This window comes from Serratia sarumanii, assembly GCF_029962605.1.
Taxonomy (GTDB): Bacteria; Pseudomonadota; Gammaproteobacteria; order Enterobacterales; family Enterobacteriaceae; genus Serratia; species Serratia sarumanii.
In genome coordinates this window covers 3096158-3112051 of sequence record NZ_CP124750.1, presented here as the reverse complement: position 1 = coordinate 3112051, position 15894 = coordinate 3096158, and the positions used below count along the sequence as shown (strand labels likewise).

Below are 15894 nucleotides of genomic sequence, written 5' to 3'. Positions count from 1 at the left end.
ATTAGAAAATTCCACTCTGCGCAGAGTCACCTGTTTATCGGGCGGGATATCCCTGTGCGCAGAACGAAAATAAGAGAATAGCGTTATGACTCAGATTAATGAAAGAACGCGTCGCCGTGATAAAGACGCGGTGACCTACGCCATTGCGGAAGAAGCGACCAACAGCATCGCCCAAACGCTGGCGAACCTGAAGTGCAACCGCAACGGTTTGACCCAGGACGACGCCGATGAGCGGCTGGAGCAGTTCGGCGCCAATCAGGTCGCCCACGACAAGGCGCCGCATGCCTTTATCCAGCTGATCAAGGCTTTCAACAACCCGTTTATCTTCGTGCTGATGGTGCTGGCTGCGATCAGTTTCTTTACCGATTATTGGCTGCCGCGCCAGAGCGGTGAAGAAACTGAACTCACCGGCGTCATTATCATTCTCATCATGGTCACGCTGAGCGGGCTGCTGCGTTTCTGGCAGGAATACCGCACCAACAAAGCGGCGGAAGCGCTGAAGTCGATGGTGCGCACCACCGCCACGGTGCTGCGCCGCAGCAGCTACAGCGCGCATCCGCTGACGCTGGAAGTGCCGATCCGCGAACTGGTGCCGGGGGATATCATTCAGCTCTCCGCCGGCGACATGGTGCCGGCCGACGTGCGCCTTATCGCCTCGCGCGATCTGTTCATCAGCCAGGCGATATTGACCGGCGAAGCGATCCCTATCGAAAAATACGATGCCATGGGCAGCGTGGCGCAGAAGTCGAGCGAAGGGGAAGTGTCCAGCGAGAACGCGCTGCTTGAGCTCTCCAACGTCTGCCTGATGGGCACCAACGTCGCCAGCGGCACCGCCACGGCGGTGGTGGTGGCGACCGGCGGGCGCACCTACTTCGGCTCGTTGGCCAAATCGATCGTCGGTTCGCGGGCGCAAACCGCGTTCGATCGCGGGGTGAACAGCGTCAGCTGGCTGCTGATTCGCTTCATGCTGGTGATGGTGCCGGTGGTGTTGCTGATCAACGGTTTCACCAAAGGCGACTGGAGCGAGGCGGCGCTGTTCGCACTAGCGGTGGCGGTCGGCCTGACGCCGGAAATGCTGCCGATGATCGTCAGCTCCAACCTGGCGAAAGGGGCGATCGCCATGTCGCGCCGCAAGGTGGTGGTGAAGCGCCTGAACGCCATTCAGAACTTCGGCGCCATGGACGTGCTCTGCACCGACAAGACCGGCACGCTGACCCAGGACCGCATCATTCTCGAGCACCATATCGACGTCAACGGCGCCAGGGATAACGAGGTGCTGCACCTGGCCTGGCTGAACAGCTTCCATCAGAGCGGCATGAAGAACCTGATGGATCAGGCGGTGATCCGCTTCGGGCGCGGCAAACCGGGGATCGAAGCCCTGGGGCGTTTCAGCAAGGTGGATGAGCTGCCGTTCGATTTCGTGCGCCGCCGCTTGTCGATCGTGGTGGCGGACGAAAATGGCAAGCAGCAGCTGATCTGTAAGGGCGCGGTAGAGGAGATGCTGGAGATCGCCACTCACGTGCGTGAAGGCGACAAGACGCTGGAACTGGACGACGCGCGCCGTGCGGCGCTGCAGGCGCTGGCCCGCGAGTATAACGAAGACGGTTTCCGCGTGCTGGTGCTGGCGACGCGCGAGCTGGATGCGCAACGCCCGGCCGACCCGCTGAGCGTGGCCGACGAGCGCGACATGGTGGTGCAAGGGTTGCTGACCTTCCTCGATCCGCCGAAGGAGAGCGCGCAGCAGGCGATCGCCGCACTGCAGGAAAACGGCGTGACGGTGAAGGTGCTGACCGGCGACAACCCGGTGATCACCTGCAAGATTTGCCGCGACGTCGGGCTGGAGCCGGGTGAACCGCTCTCCGGGCTGCAGATTGAACAGATGGATGACGAAACGCTGGCGCGCGAAGTGGAGCAGCGCACGGTCTTCACCAAGCTGACGCCGCTGCAAAAATCGCGGGTGCTGAAAATGCTGCAGGCCAACGGCCATACCGTCGGCTTCCTCGGCGACGGCATCAACGATGCACCGGCGCTGCGCGATGCCGACGTCGGCATTTCGGTCGACACCGGCACCGACATCGCCAAGGAGTCGGCGGACATCATCCTGTTGGAAAAGAACCTGATGGTGCTGGAAGAGGGGGTGATCAAAGGGCGCGAGACCTTCGGCAATATCATCAAGTACCTGAACATGACCGCCAGCTCCAACTTCGGCAACGTGTTTTCGGTGCTGGTGGCCAGCGCCTTCATTCCGTTCCTGCCGATGCTGGCGATCCACCTGTTGATTCAAAACCTGATGTACGATATTTCCCAGCTGTCGCTGCCGTGGGACAAGATGGACAAAGAGTTCCTGCGCAAGCCGCGCAAGTGGGACTCCAAAAACATCGGGCGCTTTATGCTGTGGATTGGGCCGACCTCGTCAATCTTCGATATCACGACGTATGCGCTGATGTGGTACGTGTTCGCCGCCAACAGCGTGGAACACCAGGCGCTGTTCCAGTCCGGCTGGTTCATTGAGGGGCTGCTGTCGCAAACGCTGGTGGTGCATATGCTGCGCACCCAGAAGATCCCGTTCATTCAGAGCACCGCGGCGCTGCCGGTATTGCTGACCACCGGGTTGGTGATGGCGCTCGGCATCTACATTCCGTTCTCGCCGCTCGGCGCCCTGGTTGGCCTGCAGCCGCTGCCGTGGGAATACTTCCCGTGGTTGGCCGCTACGTTGGTCAGCTACTGCGTGGTCGCGCAGTTGATGAAACGTTTCTACATCCGGCGCTTCGGCGAGTGGCTGTAAGCCGCTTCGGCACTCACTTCGGGGGCGAAATTCTTCGCCCCCGCTCCGCTACAGCAGTTTGTTGACCAGCAGGCCGAGCATGATGGTCAGCGTGAAGGAAAACAGCGTGCCGAGCAGCACATACTCGGTGCGCATCTTATCGTCGCTCTGGCGCAGATCGCCGAAACGGAAGATAGATTTAGCCGCCAGCAAAAAGCCGATCGCCGGGATTTGCCCCAGCAGCACGAAGGTCAGGATCAGCGTTCTCTCCAGATAGCCAATCTGTTTGCCCGCGCGCAGCAGCGAGTCGTTGTCGGCCTTGGCCGAAGGCGGCATTTGCGGCGTCCAGTGCGCCAGCAGTTGCCCGATCAGCAGGCTCATCGGCAGATAAATCAGGCTGTAGGCCACCAGCACCAGGCCGGTTTGCCAACGCCCCAGTTGCCGCCCCAGCGCGGCGAGCAGTTCACCGGCATTCGGCGTCAGCCCCAGCCACAGCAAGGCGATTACCGCCAGATGCAATCCCTGATCGAGCAGGAAACTGCGGGCCGGGCTCAGGCGGTTCATCGCGGTGACCTTCAGTAAATCGATCAGGTAGTGGCTGACGGCGATGATCAGCAGGCTGGCCAGCACCTGAAGTGAAGAAAGCCCGCCGTGCAGCAGGCCGAAACCGGCCACCACCCAGGCGGCCAGCACCCCGTGCAGCAACGCGTGCAACACCAGAAAACGTGAACGCGCGCGATGCTGGATTTTATCTTCCACCCAACTCAGCGGCTGCAGCGGAAAATCCGCCAGCAGATGGACGAGCAACAGCCAGGCCAGCAAAGGCGCATAGGTCAGATCCATAGTCAGACGATCCTGTTAATGGCGTGAATAAACCGCATGATTTCCTCGTAGGCCGCGCGTTTCAGCGCGGCGGAGACCGTGGAGGCGGCTTTTTGCAGCTGATCCGCCACGGCAGCGCCGCTGTCGGCGAACATTCTCGCCTGGACGATGCGCGCTTCGGTCTGCGACAGGCGGCCAATCACATGATCTAACATCGGCAGCAGATCGCTGACAATGGCGTTTGTCCGATCGTTGTCGGTTTTCAGAGCCAGCCGGCAATTTTTCGCCATGGCGTCCAACGCGCTGCCGGAGTTGATAAAGGCGCTGCCATAGCCGGCGGCGTCGGGCCGTTGGCTGCCCAGCCCGACGGCGACGCGCGCATCCCAGTGCGCGGCGCCCGTTGCCCGCAGCGCGAGGCGAATATACACCGCCAGCAGCAGCCCGTCCTCTGGGGCGGCCTGCGCCTGGAAGGCGTCGCCGCGAAAGATTTCCACCTGATGCAGCCGCCCGTCGCGCCGCAGCCGATCGAGCAGGCTGTGCAGCTCATCGAGGTAGTTGACGGTGTCTGATCGGCGGGAATCGACCAGATCGCCGCTGATTACGCTGATTGGCGTCGGCATGACATGTTCCGATGTTTATAGAAGGATGACTATAAATTCGCACCTAGATACGAATATGTCAATAATTCGCCTGTGAATACGAATTTATCGGCTTTTCGCCTGTGAGGACGAATTGAGGCAGGGTGAGGAGGGGTATGAATGGCCGGGAATGCGCGGGCCTGCAGGCTCGCCACCGGCGGCGTAAACGGAAAGTGGCCGGCAACCGGCCGTTCAGAAGCTTTTAACCAGCACGTCACGCGGCATTTCGCTGCCGTGTTTCAGCAGGTGCTCAAACGATCGCTCGCTGCTTTTCAGCTGCTGCAAAAATTCCTGCGGCGACAGATCGTGTTTTTTGCCGCTCATGTAAGCCAGCGCCAGTTCTTTTGCCTGATAGCGGGAGAAGTTGTACATGGTGTCCTCGATACGATGAATGTCAGTGCTCACGATTGTAGCGAAAGAGCACATAATGAACAGCGGCTTTGGCGTATGGAATCGATAGCCGAAACTTAACTTGCCGGTTGCAACAGCTCATCGCACAGGCGCTTGATCACCTGAGCCTGCGGCAGGCCGTTGTGCAACATCTGGCGGATATGCTCCGAATCGCTGATGCCTTGGCGGACATGGTGCTCGACCGCCTGTAGCACGGCCCGATCCTCCCGTCGCTCGGCGAACCCGCTCAGCACATCGAGAGTGTGCAGGATATGGGCGGTCAGGCTGCTGCGACGCAGCGTCGCGGGATCGACGTATTCGGCGGCGAAACCGCTACGATAGGCGTTGATCTTGTTGTAATTGGTGAAGGCATCGTATTCCGGCGCGATCGGTGTGCGGTGTTGCAACAGGAAATCAGCCAGCAGACGGCAGTAACCGACCAGCAGCACGGCATGCGCGAGGCGCAGCGGCGTATCGCAGATGCGGATCTCCACCGTGCCCAGCTCCGGTTTGGGCCGCGCATCCCAGTAAATATCCTTGATGCTTTCAATCACGCCGGCGGCGTTCAGCCGTTCGTAGTAGGCGTTGAATTCGCGCCAGCTGTAGATGTGTTCCAGGCATCCGTAGTTGGGGAAGGAATTCTGCGCGCTGAAACGGGAGCTGGCAAAGCGCGTATCGACGCCCTGGTACAGCGGTGACGATGCGCTGAGCGCGATCAGCTGCGGAAAGTAGGGCGTCAGCGCATGGCACAGATACATCGCTTCGTCCCCGTCGTTGACGCCGAGGTGGATGTGTTGGCCGAACACGCAGGCCAGCTTGGAAAGATAGCCAAAGCGGCTGGCCAGCTGCCTGTAGCGCGCGTTGTCGCTGATGACCTGCTTGCGCCAGTCGTTGCTCAGATGGCGGCCGCCGCCGCAGACGTCACAGCCCAGGCGCTGCGCGCTGCGCCGGACGGTATGGGTCAGGGCGCGCAGCTCGGCGTGCAGCTCATCGAGATCGCGGTGCACCGAGCTGTTCAGCTCCACCATCGATTTGGTGAGCTCATGTTTGACGCGCCGGCGGTCGCCGACCGCGCTGACCACCCGGTCGGCCCGATCCGTAAGATCGTAGTGCTTGTCATCGACCAGCTGCAGCTCTATTTCGGTGCCGATGGAGAGCCTTTCCGAACGTTTGAATGTGAGCGGCATGGTGCCTCCTTCCTGCAAGAACAGCATAAAGATAAGTATATGCCTCGGCGAGGGGGACAACGTTTTGTGTTTTATATTTGTTTTTCCGAATATGAAAATGGTATCTTCATGAGCGATTTGTGGAGACGATAAGGTTAACGGGAGTGCGACATGACGTCATTGACGCCGCTGAAGCTGTTTAAAAACCTGTCGGACGAGACGCGTCTGACGCTGGTGCTGTTGCTGCGCCACGCCAGCGAGCTGTGCGTGTGCGAGTTGTCGGGCGCATTGGCGCTGCCGCAACCCAAAATCTCAAGGCATTTGGCGATGCTGCGTGAAAGTGGGCTGTTGCTCGATCGGCGCGATGGCAAGTGGATATATTATCGCCTGTCGCCGCATATGCCGGCTTGGGCGGCGGGGATTATTGAGCAGGCTTATCAGTGTCGGGCAGAACAGATGATGGAGTTGGGGCAACGCGTAGCGAAAGGCTGCCCGTAACGGTAAAAAATTTGCTCAAACACATACGAAAAATCGAATATGTAGATGTGAGGAGGCGGTGAGACGGCGATGATAGTGGCAGGAGCGATCTTTATTCTGACGTTGGCCTTGGTTATCTGGCAACCGAGAGGGCTGGGCATTGGCTGGAGCGCGGCGTTCGGCGCGGGATTGGCATTGCTGAGCGGCGTGGTGCACGTCGGCGATATTCCCGTGGTGTGGCAGATAGTCTGGAATGCGACCGCGACCTTTATCGCCGTCATCATCATCAGCCTGCTGCTGGATGAGAGCGGCTTCTTTGCCTGGACTGCTCTGCACGTCGCGCGCTGGGGCAACGGCAAAGGCCGATGGCTGTTTACCTACATGCTGCTGCTGGGGGCCGTGGTGGCGGCGCTGTTTGCGAACGACGGCGCTGCGTTAATCCTTACGCCGATCGTGATCGCCATGCTGTCGGCGCTCGGCTTTCGCCCTGCGGCGGTACTGGCTTTCGTGATGGCGGCGGGCTTTATCGCCGATGCTGCCAGCCTGCCGCTGGTGGTGTCCAATCTGGTGAATATCGTTTCGGCGGATTTCTTCCGGCTGGGCTTTACGGAGTATGCGGCGGTGATGGTGCCGGTCAACCTTGCCGCCGTGGCGGCGACCCTGGTGATGTTGCATCTGTTCTTTCGCAAGGATATTCCGCGGCGCTACGCGTTGACGCGTTTACCGATACCCCAAGAAGCGATTCGCGATCGTGCGACTTTCCGAGCCGGCTGGGCGGTATTGGCGCTGTTGCTGATTGGCTTCTTCGCTCTGGAGCCGCTCGGCGTGCCGGTGAGTTTGGTCGCTGCCTGCGGCGCGCTGGTTCTGCTGGCGGTGGCGAAACGTGGGCGCGCGATCGACACCGGCAAAGTGCTGCGCGGGGCACCCTGGCAGATCGTGATTTTCTCGCTGGGCATGTATCTGGTGGTCTACGGGCTGCGCAATGCCGGCTTGACCGAGCTGCTTTCCGGCGTGTTGGACGCGCTGGCGCGGCAGGGGCTGTGGGCGGCGACGCTCGGCACCGGCTTCCTGAGCGCGTTTCTCTCTTCCGTCATGAATAATATGCCGACGGTGCTGGTGGGGGCGTTGTCAATCGACGGCAGCGGCGCGGAAGGCGTCATCAAGCAGGCGATGATTTACGCCAACGTCATCGGCAGCGATCTCGGCCCCAAAATCACCCCGATCGGCAGCCTGGCCACGTTGCTGTGGCTGCATGTGTTGGCAAGGAAGAGCATCGTCATTACCTGGGGCTATTATTTTCGCGTGGGGCTGGTGATGACGCTGCCAATCCTGTTCGTCACCCTGGCCGCGCTGGCGCTGCGGCTGTCCGTTTGATCCTGATAGGAGAAACCGTCATGAGCAGTATCAAGATTTATCACAACCCGGCTTGCGGCACGTCGCGCAATACGTTGGCGCTGATCCGCAACAGCGGCGTTGAGCCGGAGGTGATTTTGTATCTGGAAACACCGCCCAGCCGTGAACGGTTGATTGCGCTGCTGGCCGAAATGGGGATGACGCCGCGCGCGCTGCTGCGTAAAAACGTCGAGCCTTACGCCGAGCTGAAACTGGATGAGACCGGCTGGAACGATGAGCAACTGATTGACTTCATGCTGCAACAGCCGATTTTGATCAATCGGCCCATTGTGGTGACACCGCTCGGCACGCGCCTGTGCCGGCCGTCGGAGGCGGTGTTGGATATTCTGCCGGATCCGCAGCGCGGGGCTTTCAGCAAAGAGGATGGGGAGCCGGTGATCGATGCGCAGGGCTGCAGGATAACCAAAGGTTGATCGCTGCGGCCCTGCGCCCAGGCAAAATCAGTGCAGTTCGGCGCCGCTGCGATCGGCCAGCGCTTCCAGCAGCGGGGCGGACGGCACGAAGAACAGGGTGCCGGTCACCGCGTGGCTGAAATCGAGCAGCCGATCGTAGTTGCCGGCCGGGCGGCCGATAAACATGTTTTCCAGCATCTGCTCGATTGGCTGCGGGGAGCGCGCATAGCCGATAAAGTAGGTGCCGAATTCGCGCAGGCCGGGGCGGCCAAACGGCATGTTGTCGCGCAGAATTTTCACCTCGTTGCCTTGCTCGTCGGTGATGGTAGTCAGCGAACTGTGCGATGACGACGGTTTGACCGCTTCATCCAGTTCGATGTTGGACTGCTTATGGCGGCCGATGATCTTCTCCTGCGTTTCCACGCTGAGCGAGTTCCAGCCCTGCATATCGTGCAGGTATTTTTGCACCAGCACATAGCTGCCGCCGCTGAACGCTGCGTCTTCGTCGCCGATCACCGTGTAGTCGAAGGCTTCGTGCCCTTCCGGGTTCTCCGTGCCGTCGACGAAGCCGATCATGGCGCGCTGATCGAAGTAACGGAAGCCGTGCACCTCTTCGACCACCGTCACGGCATCGCCGAGCTTGCCGACCAGCTGCGAGGCCAGTTCGAAACACAGATCCATTTCATCGGCGCGGATATGCAGCAGGATGTCGCCGGGCGTGGCGACGGCGATGCGTTCTCCGCTGCCGATCGGGCTGAACGGATGCAGCTGGCGAGGGCGCGGGGCGCCAAACAGCGTATCCCAGGCTTTGGAGCCGAAGCCGCAAACGCAGGTGAGGTTGCCCGCCGGCGCGCGTTTGCCGACCGAACGCACCACGGCGGCGATGTCGCCGCACCAGGCGCGCACCGCCGCCAGATGGGCGGGAACGGGCGACAGGGTGGCGACGATGAAGATGGCATGGCGCGTTACCGGCGTGAATACGGCTTGCGGCGGATTGTTATTTGCATTCATTGCATTCGGCTCCAGTGTGTTCGGGTGAAATCGATCAGATCAAATTAAAGTGCTCGTCGGGTTTCATCGGCGGCGGCAGCGGGCTTTGGTCGTTCATTTCCAGCAGGTTGCGCTCGATGGTGTTGCAGATGGCGTTTAACGGCAGATGGTTGGCCGACACGCCGAACGGATCTTCCAGCTCTTCGGCCAGTGAGTCCCAGGATAAGAAGGTATAGGAAATGAACACCGAAACAAACGGTGTCATGTAATGCAGATCGGTCACCAGGGCAAAAGGCAACAGGCTGCAGAACAGGTAAACGGTGCGCTGCAGGATCAGGGTATAGGCGAACGGCACCGGCGTGCTGGCGAGCCGTTCACAGCCGCCGAGGGCGTGGGACAGCTCGCTCAGCTTGTTGTCGAGCAGCTCGAAGGTGATGTCGCTCAGCAGCCCCCGTCGGCGCAGCTTGCCGATCTCCTGGCCCAGCATCAGCAGGATGCGGTTGGTCGGCATCGGGCTGGCGATCACCTCCGCCAGCTCTTTGCTGCTGAGGTTGTGGTACAGATCGGCGGTCGGATCGGTGGCGCGCAGCTGATGCTTCAGGCTCCAGCTGAAGGCGATCAGCAGCTTGGCGACCTTCTGGTGCACCGCCGGTTCGTCCGGCAGCAGGCTTTTGATCTGGCGCAGCAGGGAGCGCTCGGTAATCAGCAGCGAGCCCCACAGGTTGCGCGCTTCGACAAAGCGGCTGTAGCCGGCGTTATTGCGAAAGCCGAGAAAAATGGCGATGGCGATACCCAGCAGGCTGAACGGCGCGATGGTCAAATGCACGCCGAGCTGTTCGTACCATTGATAGCTGATCACCGCCACTATCGACATCAGCACGTTCAGCGACAGACGAAAGGTGATCTTTGACAGCACGGAACCGTGCCAGGCGAACAGGCGAAAAAACCAGTTCTGGTTCGGGCGAATGATCATGACGTGGGTGCTTCCTGGTGTTCTGCTATTGAGAATAGTCGATTCTTATCCGGCGGCGTTAGGCCGCCGTCGTCGATTGCCAGAGCCGCTGCGGGTGCGTATAGACGGTGGCGCGCCCCGGCTTGCTGAAGCCTACCAGCGTCAGGTTGCTGCGCTCGGCCACCTCGACCGCCAGGCGGGTGGCGGCGGAAACGGCGAACAGGATCTCGACACCGCACATGGCGGATTTTTGCACCATTTCATAGCTGGCGCGGCTCGACACCAGCGCCGCCCCTTGCAGCCACGCCTGTTGGCTGCGGTAGCCCAGCAGCTTGTCGAGCGCCACGTGGCGGCCGACGTCTTCACACCCGCCGCTGAGCGCGCCATCCGGCTGGATCCAGGCCGCCGCGTGGGTGCAGCCGGTCAGTTTCCCCACCGTTTGCACCTCCTGCAGCTGCGCCAACGCCCGGTCGAGCAGGGCCAAATCGAAGCGTTGCGTGAAGGGCAGCGGCGCGATGGGCTGGGCGACCTCCTGCAACTGCTCCACCCCGCAGACGCCGCAGCCGGTGCGGCCGGCCAGGCTGCGGCGCTTCTCTTTCAGCTGCATAAAACGGCGGCTCGAGAGTTCCACATGCACTTCAATGCCGTTGCAGGCCGGCTGTTGGCGGATGTCGTAGATATCGTCAGGGGAGGCGATGATGCCTTCGGACAGCGAAAAACCGATGGCGAAGGCCGCCAGATCTTTCGGCGTCGCCATCATCACCACGTGGGAAATGCCGTTGTACACCAGGGCGACCGGCACTTCTTCCGCCAGCCAATCCTGTTGCGCCTGGGCCAGATCGTTGCGCTGCCAGACCGCGTGGCGCGACAGGCATTCCTGTTCGATATCGTCGGTTTCTGCGAGGAGCAGGTGCTTGTTCATAACGTTCTCGTGACCGTCGGTGACGAGGCGCCGACGGGGATGAATTCTTATTAGCAGGTGTGGGGATTATACAGGATTCTGATCCCGCTCGCGCAGGGAATGACGTCTGCCGGCGACTCCACCAGGTTATCCACAGTTTTGGTGGATAACGTGTGTGCAAGGGGCGGTGAAACCCTTAGCAGGCGTAAAAAAAAATCGCTCAGAAAATTATTATATTACGCGGCAAAGCGCGATCTGCAGGGGGATTGGGGGTTGCACGCGTTCGCGTTTTGTTTATGCTTTGCTGTATAAATATACAGTTTGGTTATGATTATGCTGAGCAATTCAAGGTTGTATGCTTTTTCACCAGGTGAACCCCTGACGTTACCGCTGTTTGCCGATCGCGTGGCCTGCGGTTTTCCTTCCCCGGCGCAGGACTATGTCGAGAGCAGGCTGGACATCGGCAAGCTGCTGGTGCGGCACCCCAACGCCACCTACTTCGTGCGCGCCAGCGGCGAGATGGAGCGTGCAGGATGGATCAGGCACTACCGACAGATTAAGAAACTGAGCATCCGAGAAACAGCAGACGCGACAGGCTACAGTACTTCCCAAGTTTGTCGCATTCAGGCCTTCTATAAAGAAGTTGAGACTGATTAAAAAGCAGCCTTAATGTACAATAATTTTCGATATCCAAACTGACCCCATGAACAATCAATGAGTTAGAGGTAAAAAATGATATCATACAAAAAAACCATACCTGCTCTTGTCATATTCGCTTTATCTAATGCTGTGGCATATGCGAATGATTTCGACAAATCAAACGAAGCGATGGCAATTTCAGCAATAGGTTTTTCTGGCTCAAATGCTCGTGTTGCACATGATGTTTGTGGGGCAACCAATGAGAAAATTGATAAATATAAAAAACAAATAAAAGACTCATTAACTAGAACATTAAAGTATGAACAGTCAGGATTCGAGACGCATTGGGATAATGGTTGGAAAAATGCTGATTTTTTGGTTAAGTCATTAAGTAATGATGAAGCCTATAAAAAAGAATATTGCCGAGAGGTTTTAGATGGAATTAATAATCCTGAAATTAATTAAGGATTATTCCTTATTCGGGGTTCTACGCCGGAACCCCAGATTTTTCCGTCCGCTAAAATTATCCCCGGTTGAGCAGCTTTATACCGTCAGCTCGCAGTGGACCATCAGGGGAAATGTGGCGGTACAGCGTTTGTCGGGTTATCCCAAGCTCCTGGCATAACGTACTGACTTTCGTCTCTGGCCGTCCCATTGATGCCATTGCCAGTCGCAATTTTATTGGCGTCATTTTGTAAGGCCGTCCGCCGTTCCTCCCGTGAGGCAAGGCCTGTCGCTGTTCTTTGCGGCGCTGTACGCAGCAGAGACCGACGGCCGCGCGCGACTGGCTCGACACCCGCTTAGTCCCGCCCTCTGGTCAAATGCAGGCTGACGTGTACAGCCTGCAGGCAGAGGATTTCGTCTGGCAACCGGTATCGCCCGCCGTCGGTGCCGTTCGCAATGACAATCCCTCACTCATCCTGCCCATCGATACGCCAACGGTCTGAGTGCCGCATTATCCACAGTTTTGGTGGGTATCATGTGTGTAAACACACGCGAAGAACGCCAAAAGCTGCAGGAAAAATCACTCAGAAAATTATTATATTACGCGGGAAAGCGCGATCCGCAGGGGGATTGGGGGTTGCACGCGTTCGCGTTTTGTTTATGCTTTACTGTATAAATATACAGTTTGGTTATGATTATGCTGAGCAATTCAAAGTTGTATGCTTTTTCACCAGGTGAACCCCTGACGTTACCGCTGTTTGCCGATCGCGTGGCCTGCGGCTTTCCTTCCCCGGCGCAGGACTATGTCGAGAGCAGGCTGGATATCGGCAAGCTGCTGGTGCGGCACCCCAACGCCACCTACTTCGTGCGCGCCAGCGGCGAGTCGATGATCGACGGCAATATCCAGGATGGCGATCTGCTGATCGTCGACAGCGCCCTGACGCCGGAGCACGGCAATATCGTGATCGCCGCGGTGGACGGCGAATTCACCGTCAAAAAGCTGCAGCGCCACCCCGACGTGCGGCTGTTGCCGATGAATCCCGCCTATGCGCCGATCGTGTTCGACGACGAGGCGCAGCTGGAGATCTTCGGCGTGGTGACCTTTATCGTCTACGCGGCGCGGTGACTTCGGCCCTTTTTTTCATTTTTTTCTGCCCGATCTTTTCGTTGGCGTGACCTCTCTACTGAGTTTCCAGTTCAATACACTCAGGGGAATCCTTCATGGCCATAAAAAACAAGAACGGCGCAGGGCGTACGTTCACATCAGCCAAACGCATTACCGGGAAGCGCGTCGCTATCGGGATAGGATGCGCACTATCGGGCATGCTCACCTCCGCGATGGCGGCACCCGGTGCGTCGGCATCACCCTCGGCGGTCGAACAGCCCGCTATCCTTTCCTTCGCCATTCCCGCCGGTGATCTGGCGCCCGCCTTGCAGACGGCGGCCGCTAAGGCCGGCGTGATAGTGATTTTCACGCCCGAACAGACGCGTGGAAAAAGCACCGCGGGCCTGCAGGGACATTATCGCCTCACCGACGCGTTCAATACGCTGTTGGCGGGCAGCGGATTGCGCGCTCAACAAACCGCACAGGGATATCGGTTGGTCGACGCCGGGCCGGTTCAGCCGTTGACGATACCGGAGCTGTCGGTGGTCGGCGGTTTGTCCGACAGCGTCGCCGCCGGCCGTTCGGTGCTGGATAAAGAAGATATCGAACGCGTGCAGGCAGACAATATCGCCAGTTTGCTTGATCGCTTGCCCGGCGTAGGGATGGCGGGATCGCCGCGCCCGGGTGGCCAAAGCCTGAATATCTGGGGCATGGGCGACATGGAAGATGTGAAGGTGGTGCTGGACGGGGCGCCGAAGGGATTTGAGAAATATCGGCAGGGTTCGGTATTCATCGAACCCGAACTGCTGAAAAAGGTTGAGGTCGATAAGGGGCCGCACAATCTGTTGAACGGCAATGGCGGCTTTGGCGGGACCATTACGCTGGAGACCAAAGATGCCGGGGATATGCTGCTGCCGGGCGAAGATTTTGGCGGCTTGCTGAAATACAGCTACCACACCAACGATCGCCAGGGCATTTACAGCGGTGCGTTGTACGGCCGTACGCCGGAAGGATTCGCCGACGGTTTGATCTACATGAGCAAGCGTGACGGCGGCAACCTGAAGCGGCCGGACGGCACGCGCTTTGCCTATTCCGCCAACGATCAGGCTTCCTACCTGTTAAAAACCAATATTTATCTGAGCGAGGCGCAAACGCTGACGCTGTCGGCGATGCGCTCCGATTCCGATGGCTGGCAGCCTTTTGCCGCCAAGCGGGACGATATCGCCGCGCCCAGCCAGGCGGATATCGATAAATACGGCCGGGAAGACGCGTGGCGCCGCATTCTGGTGTATCGCGACCAGACGGACACCAATTACTCGGTGAAATGGAATCTGGCGCCGGAAGCGCAGCCGTTGCTGAATCTGACGCTGTCTTATGCCTATTCGAAGACAGAACAGCATGACAAGCGGCCGGATTCCGCTTCAAAGTTCAGCTATCTTGGTACGCTGGGCAATGAAAGCTGGGTGAACTATACCGATCGGCAGTTTGACGTCAGCAATGAAAGCCGTTTCGCCAGCGGACCGCTGGAGCACAAGCTGTTGCTCGGCGCGCGTTGGCATAAACATCAGCGCGATACCCTGATGTATTACCCCTCGCAGGTGAAAAACGCCAGTTACAACTACGGCTATTTCCAGCCGTATTACATGCCGGCGGGCGAACAGGAAACCCGCAGCGTTTATCTGCAGGATGCGGTCAGCTTCGGCAGCCTGACCGTGACGCCGGGCGTGCGTTACGATCATGTGACCAATACCGGGCAACCGAACCGGGCGCCGCGCTATAACGACAGCGATCCGCTCGTGGGTCATGATTACAGCAGCGTGACCTATACCGGCTGGTCGCCGCATTTGGGCGTGATGTGGAAAGCGACGTCGAATCTGTCCCTGTTTGCTGACGTTAGCCGCACCTGGCGCGCCCCGGTGATCGACGAACAGTACGAAGTGCAATACGCCGCTTCCAGCGTGCCCGGCACCAGCCGCGGCCTGCAGGTGGAACGCATGACGGGCGTTCGTCTCGGCGCGGTGCTGGACTTCAACGATGTGTTGATGGCGCGAGACAGTCTGCAGATCCGCACTACGCTGTTCCGCAATCGCGGCAAGGACGAGATTTTCTATCGTCGCGGCGTAGTGTGCGACGCCGCACGGCACGGGGGCCAATGTGGGCAACCGTTGTCGAACTATCGCAACTTGCCGGGCTATACCATTGAGGGCGTGGAGCTCGAATCGTTTTATGACAGCGAAAGCCTGTTCGGTAGCCTGTCGTTCTCCTCGATTCGCGGCAAACGCGACGCTTCACCGCGCGATCCGTGGGGCAACGAAACCTGGATTGCCGAAATTCCACCCGTTACGGCACACGCGATGCTGGGTATGAAAGTACCGCAGTGGGACATGGCCTTCGGCTGGACCGGCGATTTTGTGCGTAAACAGGATCGTTCACCGGCCGACGGCGATCCGATGGCCGTTGTCTGGGCGCTGCCGAAAACGTCGGGTTATGCATTGCACGGCCTGTTCGCCTCGTGGCAGCCTGGCGGTTTGCAGGGCTTCGAAGCTCGCGTCGCGGTGGACAACCTGTTCAACCGCGATTATTACCCTTACCTGGGCGAATCGGTGTCCGGCGTAGGGCGCAACATCAAGTTTAGCGTCAGTCAACGTTTCTGAATATCCTGCTAACAGGGGCCATTTTGGCCCCTTTTCACGTTTCCTCTCCCGTATTTCCCTACTTTTTCGCCGTTTATAAATCATCAGCAATCGCTTGACACAGAAGTTACAATTTTAAAATAATAATAATTATCATTTTCAATCTCA

14 protein-coding genes and 2 pseudogenes are annotated in these 15894 nt (G+C 58.9%); 9 read left to right on the top strand and 7 right to left on the bottom strand.

Going from position 1 to position 15894, the window contains the following annotated elements; all coding sequences use genetic code 11:
* Positions 1 to 85 precede the first annotated feature (85 nt).
* Complete coding sequence (gene mgtA, locus SSARUM_RS14815) at positions 86 to 2785, top strand: magnesium-translocating P-type ATPase (RefSeq protein ID WP_060430254.1); 2700 nt, start codon at positions 86 to 88, stop codon at positions 2783 to 2785.
* Between the two features lie 48 nt (positions 2786 to 2833).
* Here mgtA and SSARUM_RS14810 read toward each other — a convergent pair whose 3' ends face one another.
* From SSARUM_RS14810 to SSARUM_RS14795, 4 genes are all read right to left on the bottom strand, one after another.
* Positions 2834 to 3607, bottom strand: coding sequence for a DUF3307 domain-containing protein (locus SSARUM_RS14810; protein ID WP_033635070.1), 774 nt, complete (start codon positions 3605 to 3607; stop codon positions 2834 to 2836).
* Between the two features lie 2 nt (positions 3608 to 3609).
* The gene (locus tag SSARUM_RS14805) at positions 3610 to 4206 is read right to left on the bottom strand and encodes a hypothetical protein (protein ID WP_049211431.1); all 597 of its coding nucleotides are present in this window, start codon (positions 4204 to 4206) and stop codon (positions 3610 to 3612) included.
* Between the two features lie 210 nt (positions 4207 to 4416).
* Entirely contained in the window at positions 4417 to 4596 is a 180-nt protein-coding gene (locus SSARUM_RS14800; protein WP_004935085.1) for a hypothetical protein, read from the bottom strand.
* A 95-nt stretch (positions 4597 to 4691) separates the two neighbouring features.
* A complete protein-coding gene (locus SSARUM_RS14795) occupies positions 4692 to 5801 on the bottom strand; it encodes a YbdK family carboxylate-amine ligase (protein ID WP_060430253.1) in 1110 nt (369 codons plus the stop codon).
* A 150-nt stretch (positions 5802 to 5951) separates the two neighbouring features.
* Between SSARUM_RS14795 and SSARUM_RS14790 the strand changes: the two genes are divergently transcribed.
* From SSARUM_RS14790 to arsC, 3 genes are all read left to right on the top strand, one after another.
* Complete coding sequence (locus SSARUM_RS14790; protein WP_060430251.1) at positions 5952 to 6278, top strand: metalloregulator ArsR/SmtB family transcription factor; 327 nt, start codon at positions 5952 to 5954, stop codon at positions 6276 to 6278.
* Positions 6279 to 6347: 69 nt separating this feature from the next.
* On the top strand, positions 6348 to 7631 hold the full coding sequence (locus tag SSARUM_RS14785; protein ID WP_060430248.1) for an arsenic transporter: 1284 nt from the start codon (positions 6348 to 6350) through the stop codon (positions 7629 to 7631).
* 20 nt (positions 7632 to 7651) lie between these two features.
* Entirely contained in the window at positions 7652 to 8083 is a 432-nt protein-coding gene (arsC, locus tag SSARUM_RS14780) for a glutaredoxin-dependent arsenate reductase (protein WP_048321742.1), read from the top strand.
* A 27-nt stretch (positions 8084 to 8110) separates the two neighbouring features.
* Here the strand turns inward: arsC and SSARUM_RS14775 are convergent, their stop codons facing one another.
* From SSARUM_RS14775 to fdhD, 3 genes are read right to left on the bottom strand one after another with little or no spacing between them, the layout of a single operon-like run.
* Positions 8111 to 9073 carry a Dyp-type peroxidase gene (locus SSARUM_RS14775; RefSeq protein WP_060430246.1) on the bottom strand — a complete coding sequence of 321 codons (963 nt, stop codon included), beginning with the start codon at positions 9071 to 9073 and terminating at the stop codon, positions 8111 to 8113.
* A gap of 34 nt (positions 9074 to 9107) precedes the next feature.
* Positions 9108 to 10025 (bottom strand): bestrophin family protein, encoded by a 918-nt coding sequence (locus tag SSARUM_RS14770; RefSeq protein ID WP_033635062.1) that lies wholly within the window; start codon positions 10023 to 10025, stop codon positions 9108 to 9110.
* A 58-nt stretch (positions 10026 to 10083) separates the two neighbouring features.
* Complete coding sequence (gene fdhD, locus SSARUM_RS14765) at positions 10084 to 10926, bottom strand: formate dehydrogenase accessory sulfurtransferase FdhD (protein WP_049211434.1); 843 nt, start codon at positions 10924 to 10926, stop codon at positions 10084 to 10086.
* A 306-nt stretch (positions 10927 to 11232) separates the two neighbouring features.
* On the opposite strand from fdhD, the pseudogene SSARUM_RS14760 reads away from it, so the two are divergent.
* From SSARUM_RS14760 to SSARUM_RS14740, 5 genes and pseudogenes are all read left to right on the top strand, one after another.
* Positions 11233 to 11424, top strand: a pseudogene (locus SSARUM_RS14760) (S24/S26 family peptidase); the annotation flags it as partial.
* Positions 11425 to 11637: 213 nt separating this feature from the next.
* Positions 11638 to 12009 (top strand): hypothetical protein, encoded by a 372-nt coding sequence (locus SSARUM_RS14755; protein WP_140927119.1) that lies wholly within the window; start codon positions 11638 to 11640, stop codon positions 12007 to 12009.
* Positions 12010 to 12311: 302 nt separating this feature from the next.
* Positions 12312 to 12491 (top strand): annotated as a pseudogene (locus SSARUM_RS24650) (SOS response-associated peptidase family protein); the annotation flags it as partial.
* Between the two features lie 188 nt (positions 12492 to 12679).
* Positions 12680 to 13114, top strand: a complete 435-nt coding sequence (gene umuD, locus SSARUM_RS14745; protein WP_060430244.1) for a translesion error-prone DNA polymerase V autoproteolytic subunit — start codon at positions 12680 to 12682, stop codon at positions 13112 to 13114.
* A gap of 95 nt (positions 13115 to 13209) precedes the next feature.
* Positions 13210 to 15747 (top strand): TonB-dependent receptor, encoded by a 2538-nt coding sequence (locus SSARUM_RS14740; protein ID WP_060430242.1) that lies wholly within the window; start codon positions 13210 to 13212, stop codon positions 15745 to 15747.
* Positions 15748 to 15894: the final 147 nt, after the last annotated feature.

Coding starts and splice junctions, on each gene's coding strand:
- mgtA (WP_060430254.1), top strand. CDS start 86: ATGACTCAGATTAATGAAAGAACGCGTCGCCGTGATAAAGACGCGGTG.
- SSARUM_RS14810 (WP_033635070.1), bottom strand. CDS start 3,607: ATGGATCTGACCTATGCGCCTTTGCTGGCCTGGCTGTTGCTCGTCCAT.
- SSARUM_RS14805 (WP_049211431.1), bottom strand. CDS start 4,206: ATGCCGACGCCAATCAGCGTAATCAGCGGCGATCTGGTCGATTCCCGC.
- SSARUM_RS14800 (WP_004935085.1), bottom strand. CDS start 4,596: ATGTACAACTTCTCCCGCTATCAGGCAAAAGAACTGGCGCTGGCTTAC.
- SSARUM_RS14795 (WP_060430253.1), bottom strand. CDS start 5,801: ATGCCGCTCACATTCAAACGTTCGGAAAGGCTCTCCATCGGCACCGAA.
- SSARUM_RS14790 (WP_060430251.1), top strand. CDS start 5,952: ATGACGTCATTGACGCCGCTGAAGCTGTTTAAAAACCTGTCGGACGAG.
- SSARUM_RS14785 (WP_060430248.1), top strand. CDS start 6,348: ATGATAGTGGCAGGAGCGATCTTTATTCTGACGTTGGCCTTGGTTATC.
- arsC (WP_048321742.1), top strand. CDS start 7,652: ATGAGCAGTATCAAGATTTATCACAACCCGGCTTGCGGCACGTCGCGC.
- SSARUM_RS14775 (WP_060430246.1), bottom strand. CDS start 9,073: ATGAATGCAAATAACAATCCGCCGCAAGCCGTATTCACGCCGGTAACG.
- SSARUM_RS14770 (WP_033635062.1), bottom strand. CDS start 10,025: ATGATCATTCGCCCGAACCAGAACTGGTTTTTTCGCCTGTTCGCCTGG.
- fdhD (WP_049211434.1), bottom strand. CDS start 10,926: ATGAACAAGCACCTGCTCCTCGCAGAAACCGACGATATCGAACAGGAA.
- SSARUM_RS14755 (WP_140927119.1), top strand. CDS start 11,638: ATGATATCATACAAAAAAACCATACCTGCTCTTGTCATATTCGCTTTA.
- umuD (WP_060430244.1), top strand. CDS start 12,680: ATGATTATGCTGAGCAATTCAAAGTTGTATGCTTTTTCACCAGGTGAA.
- SSARUM_RS14740 (WP_060430242.1), top strand. CDS start 13,210: ATGGCCATAAAAAACAAGAACGGCGCAGGGCGTACGTTCACATCAGCC.